The organism is Candidatus Synechococcus calcipolaris G9 (assembly GCF_029582805.1).
GTDB lineage: Bacteria > Cyanobacteriota > Cyanobacteriia > Thermosynechococcales > Thermosynechococcaceae > Synechococcus_F > Synechococcus_F calcipolaris.
In genome coordinates, this window is the sequence record NZ_JAKKUT010000002.1 from 1,542,231 (window position 1) to 1,557,593 (window position 15,363).

At 50.8% G+C, this 15,363-nt stretch carries 16 protein-coding genes; 4 read left to right on the forward strand and 12 right to left on the reverse strand.

Translation table 11 applies throughout. The features are described 5' to 3' along the window. The first annotated feature begins 89 nt into the window (after window positions 1-89). Complete coding sequence (locus L3556_RS10400) at window positions 90-1,529, forward strand: DUF3084 domain-containing protein (protein ID WP_277867204.1); 1,440 nt, start codon at window positions 90-92, stop codon at window positions 1,527-1,529. Window positions 1,530-1,786: 257 nt separating this feature from the next. Beyond that, complete coding sequence (locus L3556_RS10405; protein ID WP_277867205.1) at window positions 1,787-3,157, forward strand: S-layer homology domain-containing protein; 1,371 nt, start codon at window positions 1,787-1,789, stop codon at window positions 3,155-3,157. Here the strand turns inward: L3556_RS10405 and purM are convergent. The 11 genes from purM to L3556_RS10460 form a co-directional block, all read right to left on the reverse strand. Continuing rightward, window positions 3,144-4,184 (reverse strand): phosphoribosylformylglycinamidine cyclo-ligase, encoded by a 1,041-nt coding sequence (purM, locus tag L3556_RS10410; RefSeq protein WP_277867206.1) that lies wholly within the window; start codon window positions 4,182-4,184, stop codon window positions 3,144-3,146. The two genes, L3556_RS10405 and purM, sit on opposite strands and share 14 nt — an antisense overlap. Before the next feature lie 72 nt (window positions 4,185-4,256). Beyond that, window positions 4,257-4,742, reverse strand: a complete 486-nt coding sequence (locus tag L3556_RS10415; protein ID WP_479682447.1) for a low molecular weight protein-tyrosine-phosphatase — start codon at window positions 4,740-4,742, stop codon at window positions 4,257-4,259. Between the two features lie 11 nt (window positions 4,743-4,753). Next, the gene (gene murG, locus L3556_RS10420; protein ID WP_277867208.1) at window positions 4,754-5,833 is read right to left on the reverse strand and encodes an undecaprenyldiphospho-muramoylpentapeptide beta-N-acetylglucosaminyltransferase; all 1,080 of its coding nucleotides are present in this window, start codon (window positions 5,831-5,833) and stop codon (window positions 4,754-4,756) included. Window positions 5,834-5,857: 24 nt separating this feature from the next. Continuing rightward, a complete protein-coding gene (locus L3556_RS10425) occupies window positions 5,858-6,376 on the reverse strand; it encodes a Ycf51 family protein (RefSeq protein ID WP_277867209.1) in 519 nt (172 codons plus the stop codon). Beyond that, the gene (gene sufU / locus L3556_RS10430) at window positions 6,376-6,876 is read right to left on the reverse strand and encodes a Fe-S cluster assembly sulfur transfer protein SufU (protein WP_277867210.1); all 501 of its coding nucleotides are present in this window, start codon (window positions 6,874-6,876) and stop codon (window positions 6,376-6,378) included. The genes L3556_RS10425 and sufU overlap by 1 nt, the downstream gene beginning before the upstream one ends. Window positions 6,877-7,030: 154 nt before the next feature. Further along, a complete protein-coding gene (locus tag L3556_RS10435) occupies window positions 7,031-7,495 on the reverse strand; it encodes a type II toxin-antitoxin system VapC family toxin (protein WP_277867211.1) in 465 nt (154 codons plus the stop codon). After that, the gene (locus L3556_RS10440; RefSeq protein WP_277867212.1) at window positions 7,495-7,737 is read right to left on the reverse strand and encodes a hypothetical protein; all 243 of its coding nucleotides are present in this window, start codon (window positions 7,735-7,737) and stop codon (window positions 7,495-7,497) included. The genes L3556_RS10435 and L3556_RS10440 overlap by 1 nt, the downstream gene beginning before the upstream one ends. Window positions 7,738-7,844: 107 nt before the next feature. Beyond that, complete coding sequence (locus tag L3556_RS10445) at window positions 7,845-8,249, reverse strand: MAPEG family protein (protein ID WP_277867213.1); 405 nt, start codon at window positions 8,247-8,249, stop codon at window positions 7,845-7,847. 85 nt (window positions 8,250-8,334) lie between these two features. Beyond that, window positions 8,335-11,037, reverse strand: coding sequence for a cyanophycin synthetase (gene cphA / locus L3556_RS10450; RefSeq protein ID WP_277867214.1), 2,703 nt, complete (start codon window positions 11,035-11,037; stop codon window positions 8,335-8,337). 78 nt (window positions 11,038-11,115) lie between these two features. Next, window positions 11,116-11,964, reverse strand: a complete 849-nt coding sequence (locus L3556_RS10455) for a cyanophycinase (protein ID WP_277867215.1) — start codon at window positions 11,962-11,964, stop codon at window positions 11,116-11,118. A 174-nt stretch (window positions 11,965-12,138) separates the two neighbouring features. Further along, entirely contained in the window at window positions 12,139-13,041 is a 903-nt protein-coding gene (locus L3556_RS10460; protein WP_277867216.1) for a GGDEF domain-containing protein, read from the reverse strand. A gap of 157 nt (window positions 13,042-13,198) precedes the next feature. Here L3556_RS10460 and L3556_RS10465 point away from each other — a divergent pair, with 157 nt between their 5' ends. Next, window positions 13,199-13,636, forward strand: a complete 438-nt coding sequence (locus tag L3556_RS10465) for a hypothetical protein (protein WP_277867217.1) — start codon at window positions 13,199-13,201, stop codon at window positions 13,634-13,636. A gap of 41 nt (window positions 13,637-13,677) precedes the next feature. On the opposite strand, the gene L3556_RS10470 is transcribed toward L3556_RS10465, so the two are convergent. Beyond that, window positions 13,678-13,923, reverse strand: a complete 246-nt coding sequence (locus L3556_RS10470; protein WP_277867218.1) for a type II toxin-antitoxin system Phd/YefM family antitoxin — start codon at window positions 13,921-13,923, stop codon at window positions 13,678-13,680. Window positions 13,924-14,128: 205 nt separating this feature from the next. Here L3556_RS10470 and L3556_RS10475 point away from each other — a divergent pair, with 205 nt between their 5' ends. Then, entirely contained in the window at window positions 14,129-15,277 is a 1,149-nt protein-coding gene (locus L3556_RS10475) for a metal ABC transporter solute-binding protein, Zn/Mn family (protein ID WP_277867219.1), read from the forward strand. Window positions 15,278-15,363: the final 86 nt, after the last annotated feature.

The following is a 15,363-nucleotide window of genomic DNA, read 5'->3' on the forward strand; positions in this document are numbered from 1 at the left end:
AAATCTTCATACTTAGCAAAGAAAGGTCATACTTGAATTAGTTCCTTTCTATAAATATTCATTTTCGGGGAGTGGGCGGGTAAGGCCCGATGGCTGGTTATATTCTAATTTTGGCGGTTATTGTCCTGGGTGGGGCGATCGCAACCGTTGGCGACCGACTGGGTTCAAAGGTGGGTAAGGCCCGTTTGAGCCTGTTTAATTTGCGGCCGCGGCAAACTGCTGTGTTAATTACAATTTTGACGGGTAGTCTGATTTCCGCTGCCACCCTAGGGATACTCCTCGCCCTGAGCCAGGAATTACAGGATGCGGTGCTACGGATTGAATCGATCCGGGAGCAGCAGGAAACCGCCAAACAGGAACTGGAGGAAACCCGTGCAGAAAAAGCAGAAATCGAGGCAGAGTTGGCCCGTTCCCAAAATGATTTAGGGGATATTCGCCAGCGACTCCTACAAACCAATGAGGTGCTAGAGCGGGCCGTCAATCGTCAGTCCCTCACCCAGGAGCAACTGGATCAACTGCAAAGTCGCTATAGCCGGGCCCAGGCAGAACTAGAGGATTTCGAGGCCCAAAGCCGTACCCTGCAAGGGCAAATTCAGCGGCTACAACGGGAGCGGGATCAGGTGCAATCTAGGCTGCGGGGGGTTGCCGGGCAAAAAGAACAGCTAGAAGCGGCCATTAAGGTGGCCAAGGATCGCCTCAGTCAGGTGGAATCCCAAAAGCAGGCGTTGCAAGGAGAAATTAATCGCATTCAGACCCAACTGGATGAAGCGGATCAGCAGCAGCAACTCCTCTTGAGTCAGCAGCGCAGTCTACGGGAAGAAATTGCTGCCCTAGAGGCCAGTCGCCAACGCCTAGAAGAAAACGTCAATATTTTGCTCCTAGGGTTACGGCGGGGAACGATTACCATTCGAGCGGGTCAAATTCTTGCTTCGGGTTTACTCCAAAATATGGGCGATCGCCGCCAAGCCACCAGTGCCGTTGAAGAACTCCTGCGTCAAGCCCGCCGCAATGCCATTGTTCTCAACAATCCTCAACAAATTCAACCCACGGATCAGGTGGTACAAATTACCCAGCAGGATGTGGATCGGCTCGTGGATCAACTTGCTGATGGCCAATCCTATGTGGTGCGGATTTTAGCGGCAGCTAATTACCTACAGGGGGAAAGTAATGTTCTTGTGGTCCCCCAGGTTGCCCCCAATCAAGTGGTTTTTCAAGAGGGGGAAAATATTGCCAGTATTGCCCTGAATCCCTCAACTATGACCGATGATCAAATTCTCCAGCGGTTGGATCAACTCTTTACGGTGTCCAATCAGCGGGCGATCGCCTCAGGAATGCTGCCGGATCCCGTCACTGGTTCGGTGGGGTCATTTCGGCAGATTGAATTGATTAAGTTTGTCCTAGAACTAAAGGAACACCAAGGAAACATCGACATTAGTGCCATTGCCCCCCAGATTGTGTATACGTCGGGGCCCCTAGAGATTTCCCTGATTGCCCGACAAAATCAGCGAGTGATTCTCAGAAGTAGTTAAGGAGTTAAGGAGTCAAGGTTAATCTAACTCCAGAAAATAACGACATCCCTTTCTGGGGAACCTCTGATTTATTTCTGCGTCTTGGAATATCACGTGAGTAAACAAGCGGCTTTGGAGTCTGTGTTGTTTCCCTCCTGGGGTTTAGTTAGGTATGCGCTACCTAAATCGTTCTACCTCAGACGAGTTTTTGCCATTCATTTTTCCCTATCTAGTTAGTTAGTTAATTACTTTTGTTCGTTACTTTTGGAGTCACTCAGATGCAAGGTTTTCAATCTTGGTTCCATCGTCTTGCGACCATTTTTACCGTAGGTTTAACCAGTAGCAGTTTAGGGATTCCCTTTTTGCCCCTAACAGCCCAAGCCCAAACCAGTTCCTTTAATGATACCCAGGGGGTGTGGGCCCAGGCCTGTATTGATTCCCTCGCCAGTCGGAATATTATTAGTGGCTACCCCGATGGTACTTTCCGTCCCAATTCTCCCGTTACCCGGGCTGAGTTTGCGGCGATGGTTGGCAAGGCCTTTCCCAATGCCAATGCGGTGCGATCGCCGATGCAATTTAATGATGTTTCGAGTAATTTCTGGGCCTACAATGCCATTCAAAACGCAAACCGCACGGGCTTTTTAAGTGGCTACCCCGGTAATGTATTCCGGCCGAGTCAAAATATCCCCCGTGTACAGGCCATTGTTGCCCTCTCTAGCGGTTTACAATTTACACCGGCCCAGGCCATTGAAACCACCCTCAGCGATTTTAATGATGCTGCCGCCATTCCTGACTATGCGCGGTTTGGGGTTGCAGCGGCGACGGAAAAACAAGTGGTGGTCAACTATCCTAATGTGCGTCAACTCCAACCCAACCAATTGGCCAGCCGGGCCGATATTGCCGCCTTCCTCTGCCAGGCCACCAGTGGGGGAACCCAAGCCCTCATTCCCACCCAGTACATTGCCGGCTATTCCGCCCCTTCGGTGGTGAGTATTCCCGCCGGAACCCGGATTGCTATACGCTATCCTGATGCAGAACGCATTATTGTTGCTCCCAACGAAACGGTGCCGGTACGACTCTTGACCGCCAGTGATGTGGTCGATACCCAAGGGCGAATGCTCATTCCCGCTGGCAGCCCAGTCTATGGCCAAATTCAACCGGCCCAGGGTGGTTCCCAGTTTGTGGCTAGCTCCATTGTCGTCAATCAACAACAGCTTCCCTTCGCGGCCACATCTGGGGTGATCACGACGATCAAAAACACCAATGATCCAAATATTGCCAATGTGTTTCGGAATGCTGCCATTGGCTCTGCGGTGGCCGCTGGGATTTCCGGTTTGGCGGGGAATCAAACGATCACGGCCCAAAAAGTTCTCACGGGAGCCGTCACTGGGGCCGCCATTGAAACGAATATGGGCCGGCCCGCAGGGGCAATTGTCCGGGATAGCCTCATTGGTGCGGCGATCGCCACAGGTGTTTCTGCGGTCACGGGGGACAAAACCATTACCCCGGAAAAGGTGATTATTGGGGCTGGGGCCGGAGCCACCATTGGCGGGGCTATTAATCCGGCCGTTGAGCGGGTGGTGGTCATTGATCCAGCCATGGACTTGACCCTGACCCTGAATAATAGCCTGAATGTCAATCCCCAGTAGGTAGACCCAGCAGCGAACCTGTCCCTGTCCCTTCAATGACTTCGCCGATGGCATAGGACTGAATGTTTTGGCTGGCAAAGAGGGCGATCGCCCCCTGCACCTGATCTTCAGGAACCAGAACCACATAGCCAATGCCCATATTGAATGTGGCAAACATATCCACCCTAGAGACCTGACCCGCTTCAGCTAACCATGTAAAAATGGCTGGAGTGGGCCAGGCATCGGCAAACAGTTGTAGGGATTGGTTTGGGCCCAGGCAACGGGGCAGATTTTCCGGTAATCCCCCGCCGGTAATGTGGGCCATGCCATGGATGTCTAAGTTGGCTGCCTGGGCCGCCCGGATGGCAGAAACATAGATCATCGTCGGGGTGAGGAGACAATCCCCCAAGCTCATCCCCCCTAACAGGGGCGGGCAGTCAGACCAGTCGTAGGGGCGATCGCTGATGATTTTGCGGACAAGGCTAAAGCCATTACTATGCACACCATGACTTTCAAGTCCAAGGGCAATGTCCCCCAGTTGTACCTGTTGCCCGGTGAGTACCCGATCCTTTTCCACAACCCCCACGCAAAAACCGGCCAAGTCATAGACCCCTTTGTCATAAAAGCCGGGCATTTCCGCCGTTTCTCCCCCTAGGAGGGCGCACCCTGCCTGCTGACACCCCTGACTAATCCCCGCCACCACCTGGGTGAGTAGGTCAGAACTGAGCTTTCCACAGGCAAGATAATCTAGGAAAAATAGAGGCTCTGCCCCACAGGTGAGGACATCATTCACACACATGGCTACTAGATCAATGCCAATGGTATCGTGATGGTTGAGGGCCTGGGCCAGCTTCAGTTTAGTGCCAACCCCATCGGTTCCAGAGACTAAAAGGGGCTTTTTGTAGCCGGAGGGAAGATCACACAACCCGGCAAACCCTCCCAAGGAACTAACGACTTCAGGACGGTGGGTGGCATCAACAAGGCTGCGGATGCCCTGGACAAAGGCATGACCGGCGGCCACATCGACCCCCGCTTGGCGATAGTCCATCTTAAGCGTGCCCCATATTAAGAATGCTTCCTATTATTAAGACCAAGCCCCATATTAAGAAGAACCCCCATGTTAAGAACAACCCAGATCGGGGTAGGTCTCTTTCAGGTGGACGAGAAGGCCCTGGCAGGCATCGGTGAGGAGATCTAGCACCAGTTCAAAGCCATCCCGGCCGCCGTAGTAGGGATCGGGGACATCTTTCTGGGCGTGGGATTGGCAAAAGTCACAGATGAGATGAACTTTATCGCGATATTTGCCATCGGTATCTAGGCGGAGAATATCCTGGTAGTTTTCCCGATCCATGGCCAAAATCAGATCAAAGTTTTCAAAATCTGAGCCATGAAATTGACGGGCAAGGCTCTGAAGATGAATATCCCGTTGTCGAGCCGTCATCACCATGCGGGAGTCGGGAGGATCGCCAATGTGATAGTTACTGGTTCCGGCGGAGTCACAGTGAATGTGATCACTGAGGCCGGCTTTTTGGATCAGGTCTAACATGATGCCTTCGGCGGCGGGGGAACGACAAATGTTACCTAAACAGACAAATAAAAGTTTAATAGCCATGGATTTTAATTAGGGTGGGTGGGTGGGATCAACTGGCGCACTAGGGTCGCTAATTGTTCGGTACTATCGGGAACCGCCAGGGATCGGGCTTGATGGGCCATGGCCTTCAGTTTGGTGGGATTCCCTAACCAATCTAAAATTAATTTTTGCAGGCGATCGCCCGTTAGATCCCCTTGGGAGATCATTTCTGCGGCTCCGGCCTTCACCAAAACGTCCCCATTGTGACGTTGATGGTTTTCGGCGGCATAGGGATAGGGAATGAGCAACCCAGGAGTGCCAGTGAGGGTTAATTCCGTTAAGGCACTGGCGCCGGCCCGGCTAATGGCTAAATCTGCTCGTTGCAGTAGACCCGCCATATTGTCATAGAACGGCAACACAACATAGTGGGGATGACTGAGGCTGTGGGCATCGGGATCATTGGTTCCCGTCAGATGAACCACCCAGGCCCCCGTTTCTAGCCAATGGGGAATGGCTTCCCGTACTTTTTGATTGAGGGCAACCGCCCCTTGACTCCCTCCCATGACGACAATCAGCGGGCTATCTTCCGGAATGGCTAAATCAAGGGCTTGAGGCCCTAAAAACTCCGGCCGTACTGGGGTACCCGTGACCGCAATGGTTCTGCCCGTTTTTTTGTCCAAGTGTTGAACCGCCTCTGCCATGCCCACCGCCACTTGACTGCACCAAGGTGCGAGGGCCCGGGTCACCTTACCGGGAAGGGCATTGGATTCATGGAGGAGGGTGGGACAGCCGAGACTGCGGGCCGCCAAAATTCCTGGGGCGGCAATGTAGCCCCCCGTAGTAAAAACTCCTTGAATACCCTCTTGGCGGATCAGGGTTCGGGTTTTTTGGATTGCCCCCAAAAGTTGCCCTAGGGGCCGCAGTTGGGCAATGGGGTTACGCCCTTGAAAGCCCTGGAGGGGAACCTGGTGCAAGGGATAGATGCCCGGAACTAATTGGGTTTCGAGGCGATCGGGCACACCCAACCAGTGGATGTCATAATCCGGGAGTGCCTTGGCCACCGCAAGGGCTGGAAATAGATGGCCGCCAGTGCCACTGGCCGCAATCAAAAGCTTTGGACGAGCCATAGGGAAAAATTAGAGCATTGTTGATCAACTGACACTTGCTTGGGCCTTTTGCAAATTAGGGGCATTAATTTGAATCACCATGTCATCATCGCTGCGACTGGTCAAGGAACGAGTCACCTGACCCAAGACTAAGGGCTGGGATACACCGGGTTGGGGATGAATCACTGTGCGGGCAATAATGATCAGCTGATCTCGGCCCAGACCCAAGCGTCCAGGGGAAAATAAATCCGCGGCCGCCTGTTGTAATGTTGCCGTCAAACCCTCGGTGGTCAGATCCGGCGGAACTGTAATGACAGCCTGGGTGGCTCCATTATCATAAACGAGGGAAAACTTTGCTGCTCCAGGAATTTGGGTATGGGTGAGGGGAACCAGGCTAAGGGCAAATAGGCCCGCCGTCAAGACCCCCATAAAGCCCGTGACACCAACTAAACGAAAGCGAATGCCCCACTTGAAACCAAAGGCAATCACGGCTATCCCAGCCATGGTTAGGGTACCGATACCAACCCAACGGCTATAGGTCAGAAAATCTGTGGTGGAAAGCATTAATATTCGTCCTCGTTAGTGACAAAGCCACTGGCTTCATTGGTGGGAGATGGTTCTGTTTGCTCCAGGGCGGCCCGTAATGTATGCCAGGTCAATGTGGCACATTTAATCCGCACCGGAAACTGGGCAACCCCCTGCATTGCATTGAGCTTACGAAATTCTCGGGGAAACTCAAATTGTCCTTTCATCATGGTTTGAAACTGCTCAACCATTTTCAATGCCGTTGTAATCGTTTGTCCCTGCAAGGCATCTGCCATTAAATCCGCTGAGGCCATGGCGATCGCACAGCCTTCCCCTTCAAACTTGATCTGTTTAATGCGAGGCTCGGAGGTATCTGCACTCACTTCCAAACTCAGGGTTAGATCAATCGTATCCCCACAGGAGGGGTTATGGCCCCGTTGCTGACGATCTACCGGATCTGCCTGGCCCCGATGGCGTGGTTTTTTATAATGCTCTAGGATTACTTGCTGATATAGGTTGCGTAGGTTATCCAACGTCATTGATATTACTCAATTCGAGATCTATCAATCTCAATAGATGATCTATACCATTTTAGCTTAGGTGGGTTCAGGGAGGCGTTCATACTAAAGAGTCACTCCTAGACCGCTTGCAAGCTTTGGACAAAGAGCGTCAAGGTGGCGGCGATCGCCAACGCTATAAATCATCAGTATCAAACAGGGACAAATCTTGGGGATGAATAATTGTAATACCTGACATGCCTGCAAAATCACTTGGATTAAAGGTCAAGAGGTGTGTAATTCCATTGGCAAGAATGGCTGCAATAATACGAGCATCATGAGTACGTTTGCCCATGACTCTATGGGTTGTGACTAAATTCAGCCAAGTTGGAAAAAGTTGCGGAGATTCCTCCAAGGACGGAAAACGATCAAGAAGTTGGTCTATCGTGCTTCTGGTTTGTTCGACAGACCAGCCTAAGCCATTGACTTGAGGTGGTCTTGTGGCAACAGCCCAAAACTCAATAATTACTTGCGCCACAAGGAAGCATTCATCGGATTGCATGAGTAGAGGAGAAACTGCATCTGTTGCAAGCTTATGCTGTACGTCAGACGAATTGCAGAATCGCATGACAACATTAGTGTCAAGCACATATCCCGTCATTATTCGTAAATACTGTCACGGCTAAAGGCTTTGTCTGGTAGGCTTGGACTGCTTTTGGGAAGTTGTAAAACCCATTCACGAAATTCCCTAGCCCTGTCGGACGATGCTGCTCTTTGCCAAAGTGGTGCAGGCAAGGAAACTTCTCTAGACTGAAACTCAATCAAGGCTATGAAATCAGCAATTTTTTTAAGTTGATTATCATTTAGCTTGTCTAATTCTTTTTTCAGATTTTCTCGTAGCATAGGTAGATTTTGGGGAAATAGACATTACTCTATAGTAACCTATGGTCTTCTGCTCGTCTGGTTCATATCCTAGCCTCAACACAGTACAATCCATCACCCGTAATCTCCTAGAGGACTTGCAAGCTTTGGACAAAGAGCGTCAAGGTAGCAGCAGTACTAATACCAAACATGAGGGAGCGGCCCAGGGGAATGTTGGCAATATAACAAATCGAAAACAAAAACCGGGCCCCGATAAATGCAACCGCAGCGATCGCCGCCGTTTGGGTCTGCACCCCCGTCACCAGAGCCAAAAGAACTGCTGCGGCATAGGGCATAAAGGTTTCAAAGGAATTTTCATGGGCCCAAGTGGCCCGTTGGGCATAGGGGGGCAATTTATCAAATAGGGCGCGGGGAGCCGCCGGATCAAATCCAGCCTGAACTCGCCCGGCAACCACAAAGCAATAGGGAAAGTAAATCAGGATCGTAGCTACCAGCAAACTGCATCCCAGTAACCAAGACACATTTAAATCCATAGATCAACCTTAATAATGTTCTATTCTCCTTTCCTTGGGTGCGGGGATTCTAAGGCAGTACCAGGGGAGTCGTCACGTCCAACTCCTAAACTCCTGTTGCTGGATTGAGGTCAGGGCTAGGGGCCGCTTCCGCTAAATAATAGCCATTTCCATTGGTGCCGTTGAGACTATTTCCTTGACGTTGGCGATGCTCTTCAATTAAGCGGATTGTCCGAGTCACGTCTGCGGGCAAAATAACAACTAAACTGCCCTCAGGAGCCTGACTCAGGGCATGATTAATGGCCTCCACTTCGTCATGAATAATGGTGCAATCCGGTTGAACAGCATGGTGACTCACACCGCGCTGAATCCAATGGGCCGCATCCCCCCGGGGCCGGCCACGGGGATCATCATCTTCCTTGATTATGATCCAGTTAAAAATTGAGGCAGACAGTTCCCCCAGTTGTTCAAGATCCTGATCGCGGCGATCGCCCGGGCCACCAACTACACCAATCCGCTGACCGGGCCATTTCTGGACAAACTCACCCACGGCCGCATACCCGGCTGGATTATGGGCATAGTCTACCAAGGCACTGAAGGAACCCAGCTCTAACAAATTCATCCGACCGGGGGTTTGCTCCACCGAGGTGCGAAAAGTGGTCAGGGCTGCTCGAATATGCTCGATAGCAATTCCCTGGGCAAAGGTCGCTAAACTGGCGGCCAATGCGTTGGCAATCATGAAATTCGCCCGTCCCCCTAGCGTCACAGGCACATTCACTGCCTGCTCAATGCGCAGGGTCCAGTCCCCCTTCAAGATGGACAGATAGCCATTTTCGTAAACTGCGGCCAAACCACCCTGCTGAATATGCTGTTTAATCACCGGACTATTGGCATCCATGGAGAAATAGGCTACCTGGGCCTTCACCTGACGAGCCATGCCCGCCACGAGGGGATCATCGGCATTCAGCACCGCGTAGCCATTGGGCCAAGCAGACTCCACCACCACAGCTTTTAGATCCGCCAACTGCTCGATCGTGTCAATATCCCCCAAACCCAAGTGATCGGCCTGGACATTCAAGACCACCCCGACATCACAGTGATCAAAGCCTAGGCCAGAGCGGAGAATGCCCCCCCGGGCCGTCTCTAGCACCGCAATATCCACAGTGGGATCCCGGAGAATTAAATGGGCACTTTGGGGGCCAGTAGTATCCCCCTTCTCTACCAGATAGTCGCCAATGTAGATGCCATCGGTGGTGGTATAGCCTACATTCTGGCCCGTTTGCTTACAGATATGGGCAACGAGGCGGGTAGTAGTAGTTTTGCCGTTGGTTCCGGTAATGGAAAAAATGGGAATGCGGGGAGAGACTCCCGGCGGGAAAAGCATATTGAGAACCGGTTCGGCCACATTACGGGCAATGCCCTTACTGGGGTTGGTATGCATCCGAAACCCTGGGGCCGCATTCACTTCGACAATGACACCCCCCACCTCTGGCATCGGTTTGGAAATATCGGGACAAACGACATCAATCCCGGCAATATCTAGACCAATGACCTGGGCTGCCCGCTGGCAAATCCAACTATTCTGGGGATGAATTTCATCGGTGCGATCCACGGCAATGCCGCCCGTACTTAAATTGGCCGTGGCCCGGAGATAGCAAATTTCGCCATCCTTGAGAACCGTATCCAAGCTAAATCCTTGGCGATCTAATAATTCCCAGGTATCGTGATTGACTTCAATTCGGGTTAAAACGTTGGTGTGACCATCGCCTCGCTGGGGATCGGTATTGGTTAGATCAATCAGTTCTTGAATCGTGGAGTGACCATCTCCCAGGACATGGGCCGGAACCCGCTCTGCCACCGCAATAATTTTGCCGTTAATCACTAAGACACGGTAATCACGACCAGGGTAAAATCGCTCGACAATCACAGATTTAGAAACCGTGCTGGCAATTTCGTAGGCTTCTTCGGCCCGATCCCAGGTATCAATGTCAATGGTGATGCCACGACCATGGTTGCCATCTAGGGGCTTTATCACAATGGGATAGCCACCAATATCGGCGATCGCATTTTCCAGTTCATCTAGGTAGCGAATGGTTGTCCCCTTTGGAACGGGAATACCGGCATCGGCTAAGAGTTGTTTTGCCCCTTCCTTATCCCCCGCTAACTCAACGGCTAAAATTCCAGTGCGATCGCTGAGGGTTGCCTGCATCCGATGACTTTTTGAGCCATAGCCCAATTGAATAATAGAACGACTACTCAGTTCGCACCAGGGAATATGACGGGCTTCGGCTTCTTTGACAATGGCTTCGGTGCTGGGGCCGAGGGAGGCTTCTGCTTTCAGATCCCGTAAATCGCTAATGTCTTGGTCTAGCTCGTGCTGGGGGTAGGTTCCCGTATCAATAATGCTTTGACAGAGACGAACGGCGGCCCGACCAGCATAGCGACCGGCCTGATCCGTTTGGTATTCAAAGACCACCTGATAGATGCCAGGGGTGCCAGTTTCACGGGTACGCCCAAAACCCACGGGCATTCCCGCAAGTTCCTGAAGTTCTAGGGCGACATGCTCAATAATGTGGCCCAAATAGGTGCCTTCCCGCAAACGGGTCAAAAACCCTCCCTCATGGCCTAGGGAACAAAAGTGATCATACAAACTGGGTAGGACACGAATTAAGCCATCCACAAAACCGGGAATCTGATTCGAGGGACTATCCGCGAGGGTCTCTAAATCGAGGCGCATCACAATCAGCTTTTGCCGTCGGATGCTCCAATAGTTCGGCCCACGTAATGTTTGTAATTTGAGAATTTTCATAGTATGCCGATGAAATGGGAGGAGGGTGGATACACCATTTTCAGTGTCAGGGGGGATGGTTTGAGAAACTGTATTCTACTAGACAGTTTTGTGGAGAGCGCGATGGGTCAGCAAATTATAGCAGTCTCCATCACTCAGTATATGGACGCGCAGATTATAAATGCTTACGGGATCCGTTAAGTCCACATGGGGATAGCTGGTGTAGCTCACATCCCGAGGATCCACAATGGTGACGGCACCCCGACCTAAAACCTTGAGATGGCCGTCGGCTTCAAAAAGGGCACAGGTGTCCTCATCAATGCCCACCCCTAGCTTCTCTGGGTAGGCAGAAATGGCACTGATCAGCCGCGCTAGACGATTGCGGTTATGAAAATGCTGATCCACAATCACATCGGGCAAAAAGCCAAGACCCGTAGACATATCCACTAGGGAGCGGTTGGGGGGTTCGTTACTGCCACCACTGGCAATCATCCGCTCTCCCATGACGGCGGCCCCGGCACTGGTTCCTGCCAATACGGACTGTCCTTGCCAGACTTGATGGCGCAGCTTTTCCAGGAGAGGGGTTTCGTCCAAAAGGGAGGAGAGTCGTAGCTGATCCCCACCGGACATAAACACGCCGCTGCACCGCTCTAATCGCTCTAGTAGGTCTGGATTCTCCCCATGGCTGCGATCGCTCACAAGGAGAACTTCTACCGCCTTGACCCCAATTTCCATAAAAATATCGTGGTAAAGTCGCCCCATGGCATCCGGTTCCCGAGAAGCAGAGGGAATCACGCCAATGGTGGCATCCAGCCCCCCCGATCGCTGGCAAAATGTGGTTAAAATTTGCCGGCCATGCACTTTGTCTTCGGCTCCGCCAACGGCCATGACGACACTTTTAGCGGAGGAGGCATCAGGGGAAGTCAGAATGGGATTAAGTTGTAACATAGGGTGTCGAATTTTTCTTGAAACGGAAAAGAGAGCCTAGGGCCACTGAGGTGAGGTCAGAGGAACGGGTCATATTGAGTCATATTAAGAGCATGATGCCAGATTATTGAGGGAAAATTAAGTTTTTTTGGTATAAAATAAAGATCGCCCCCAGTTTTAATTTATTCTTCTTATTTATTCTTGTTGTAGTATATTTATGTTGATCGTTGCATCCGGTAAATCCTCAACCTCTTGGGCCCAGCAAATAGAGTTTTTGCGTCGTTTTGCCTGGTAGAGTGCCGCATCTACGGCTCGATACAATTGTTGCGGAGATTGCTGACAGTCAATCCAGATGATGCCAATACTGACTCCTAGATGGATAGAATTGGCTGGGACGTTTCCCTCTACGTGCAGATTACAGATGAGTCTCTGGAGTTTTTGCGCTATTTTCTGGGCTTGGTCTTGGTCGCAACCAGAAATCAGCAGGGCAAATTCATCGCCACCGATGCGGCCCACATAGTCATCGGATCGGGTATTACGATTGAGAAGTTCTGCCACCTGTTGCAATACCTGATCGCCCACGGGATGGCCATAGGTATCGTTGATTTGCTTAAAGTTATCCAAATCCATCAACATTAAGACGGCACGACAGGGGCGATCGCTTTGGGTCTGGATGACACAGCCTGCCCCAATGGCCTGATCTAGTCCGCGACGGTTGCCAATGCCGGTGAGGGCATCCGTAAACACCTGTTCTTGGGTTTGGGCCAAATCTTGGCGGGTGCGTAAAAAAATTGGAATGTAATAGCTTAATTGCCAAGCCGTCAGGAGACTAATTCCGGCAGTAAATATCTTGACGCTGCCCTCTAACCAGTAGTCACTATGCCAGATATTCCAGGCGGCAACACCATGGCCAATCCCACAACTGAGGATAAACCCAGCAAATAGGAATAGCGTTGGCCGCAGATCGGGGGTAACATAATGGCGATTGATTAATAGCAAAAGGGGAATTGAAAAATAGGCGATCGCCACGAAGATATCCCCAGAAGCATGGAGCGTTGTTAAAGGAACGTCCCAAAAAAAGCAGCTTCCGTGGGGCATGGCCATGACCTCTACTGGAGATAAAATTTGAATTTATGGATACTAGGATAGCTTTTATCCCTGATCCTTAGGGCAAACCCAGCTAAAATCAAGCCCTAGGGCGATCGCTAGGGAAGGAAAAAAATTAAAAACTTTACCAATAAATAGGGAGAAAAGGGTGTTTGGTCAACGGAAGGTTCAATCGGATCCACGGGTCAGCAAGATATTAGATTCCCTGAAAATTAAATACGATGTGGATGATGACGGTGATTATCGGGCTGTCTTTGAACTAGAAGACGGGCGATCGCAATTAGCCTTTATTGATTCTCGTACCTCCCAATTAGGTGCCTTTGAAATTCGGGATGTGTGGTCCATTGGCTATAGCTCCGAAGAACCCCTAGACAAGGATTTGGCCAATTATCTATTACTCCAAAATGCCAATCTCAAAATTGGGGCCTGGGAACTGCGCCATGTGTCCACCAATAAATTTTTAACGGTGTTTTGTACGAAGGTGGCCGCAGATTGCGAATCGGAAGCCCTCTACGCCAGTTTAGTTGTGGTTCTCAATGCGGCGGATGGCCTGGAAAAAAATCTGGATATTGGGGATTACTTCTAAAAATATTGAAGAGCGATAAATAGAGTTAAACGCCCAAAGCCTCACTCTCCATCACCATCAAAGGCCGCTAAAATCTCCTCCGGTAAAGGCTGATCAAAGTCATCTGGGACAATAATCTGCCCCTGGTCATGCCCTAAGCTAGCGCGACGATCTATCGATGTCCGAAAGGGAACTAGCTTGGCGATGGGGATACCTCGATTGGCAATTACAATCTCTTCTCCTCGATCTACACGGGATAGTAGTCGGGAAAGATTTGTCTTAGCCTGATGGATATTGACGGTTTGCATACCTTTATAAAACTAAGTCAGTAAACTAAGTCTAGTTTGATTTTGGTAATTCTGATCCGGCAAGCTAGGGATGCGCTTGATACAGGAACGCGCCGATTAAATTTAAATCGCCCCCCGCTTTGGGCAAAAGTCGGGCAGGGATGTTTATAAAGATCGTCCATGGTATAAAATGAGAATCGTTCTCATATTCATGGATAATGGATCAATGGCGGCCCTTCTTACTTCATTGAAAATCTCAATCCCCAAATCCTTTATTGGACGTATTGGCTCAATGATGATTATGACGACCTTGGCGGTGGGCTTGGGTAGTTGCGGGGGAGAACCCGCGTCAGAGGAAGGAGAGTCTCCCGAAAGTATGGCAGCGGCCGATACCGGTATCACCATTGTCACCACCTTTCTGCCGATCACGGAATTTACGACGGCCGTTGTGGGCGATCGCGGCACGGTTACCCAACTTTTGCCCATGAATGTTGACCCCCACGATTTTCAAGCGAAACCAGGGGATGTGCAAACCCTGACCCAAGCCGATGTGCTGGTCAAAAATGGTTTGGAAATGGAAAATTTCCTAGAGGATTTAGTGGCCAATGCCGATAATTCCAATCTGACCGTGATTGATACCAGCGCGGGAATTGCCACCATTGAAAACGATGACATTGACGGCGGTAGCCACGGCCATGATCATGGGCACGATCACAGTCATGATCACGGGCACAGCCACGATCATGGGGAAAGTGAGACAGCGGGCCATCATCACCACCACGGTAAATATAATCCCCACATCTGGCTAGATCCAAAACGGGCGATCCAGCAGGTGGAAAATATTCGGGATGGCCTGATCGGCGTTGATGAAGAAAATGCCGAGATTTATACCGCCAATGCCGCCGCCTACATTCAACAGCTTCAGGAATTGGATCGACAGATCACAGAGCAACTACGGCCCTTTAGGGGCAGAACATTTGTGGTATTCCATGATTTTGCTCCCTACTTTGCGGAAAGTTATGGTCTGAATGCGGAATTTTTGGTGGATGTACCTGAAGATAACCCTTCACCTGCGGATGTCCAGCGGGTGATGAACACGGTTCAACAGAGCGATCTGAAAACCCTACTCACGGAACCGGGTGCGGGAGACTCCTTTGCAGCCCTAGCCCAGGACTTGGGGGTAAACATCAGTACCTTTGATCCCCTGGAAACGGGGCCGACGGATGCCATAGAGCCAGGGTATTACATCACCACGATGAACCAAAATGTGCAAAATATTGTCTCGGCCTTTGGCGGAACAACCCAGCAGTCCTATCAACCCCTCTGGTTTTCCCCAGCATCGGTGGCGGTGGTTTCCCAAGGACTCAGATTTTAGGGGTATGGTTTTAGGGTTATTTTGGGATGGGGGCTATTTTTGTTTTGGGTTATGTCTTGGGTGTTGTGATGTATTTCTTTGATCAT

Excerpts from the sequence above, each read along its gene's own strand:
- L3556_RS10400 (WP_277867204.1), top strand. The coding sequence starts at position 90 with ATGGCTGGTTATATTCTAATTTTGGCGGTTATTGTCCTGGGTGGGGCG.
- L3556_RS10405 (WP_277867205.1), top strand. The coding sequence starts at position 1,787 with ATGCAAGGTTTTCAATCTTGGTTCCATCGTCTTGCGACCATTTTTACC.
- purM (WP_277867206.1), bottom strand. The coding sequence starts at position 4,184 with ATGGACTATCGCCAAGCGGGGGTCGATGTGGCCGCCGGTCATGCCTTT.
- murG (WP_277867208.1), bottom strand. The coding sequence starts at position 5,833 with ATGGCTCGTCCAAAGCTTTTGATTGCGGCCAGTGGCACTGGCGGCCAT.
- L3556_RS10425 (WP_277867209.1), bottom strand. The coding sequence starts at position 6,376 with ATGCTTTCCACCACAGATTTTCTGACCTATAGCCGTTGGGTTGGTATC.
- sufU (WP_277867210.1), bottom strand. The coding sequence starts at position 6,876 with ATGACGTTGGATAACCTACGCAACCTATATCAGCAAGTAATCCTAGAG.
- L3556_RS10435 (WP_277867211.1), bottom strand. The coding sequence starts at position 7,495 with ATGACGGGATATGTGCTTGACACTAATGTTGTCATGCGATTCTGCAAT.
- L3556_RS10440 (WP_277867212.1), bottom strand. The coding sequence starts at position 7,737 with ATGCTACGAGAAAATCTGAAAAAAGAATTAGACAAGCTAAATGATAAT.
- L3556_RS10445 (WP_277867213.1), bottom strand. The coding sequence starts at position 8,249 with ATGGATTTAAATGTGTCTTGGTTACTGGGATGCAGTTTGCTGGTAGCT.
- cphA (WP_277867214.1), bottom strand. The coding sequence starts at position 11,037 with ATGAAAATTCTCAAATTACAAACATTACGTGGGCCGAACTATTGGAGC.
- L3556_RS10455 (WP_277867215.1), bottom strand. The coding sequence starts at position 11,964 with ATGTTACAACTTAATCCCATTCTGACTTCCCCTGATGCCTCCTCCGCT.
- L3556_RS10460 (WP_277867216.1), bottom strand. The coding sequence starts at position 13,041 with ATGCCCCACGGAAGCTGCTTTTTTTGGGACGTTCCTTTAACAACGCTC.
- L3556_RS10470 (WP_277867218.1), bottom strand. The coding sequence starts at position 13,923 with ATGCAAACCGTCAATATCCATCAGGCTAAGACAAATCTTTCCCGACTA.
- L3556_RS10475 (WP_277867219.1), top strand. The coding sequence starts at position 14,129 with ATGGCGGCCCTTCTTACTTCATTGAAAATCTCAATCCCCAAATCCTTT.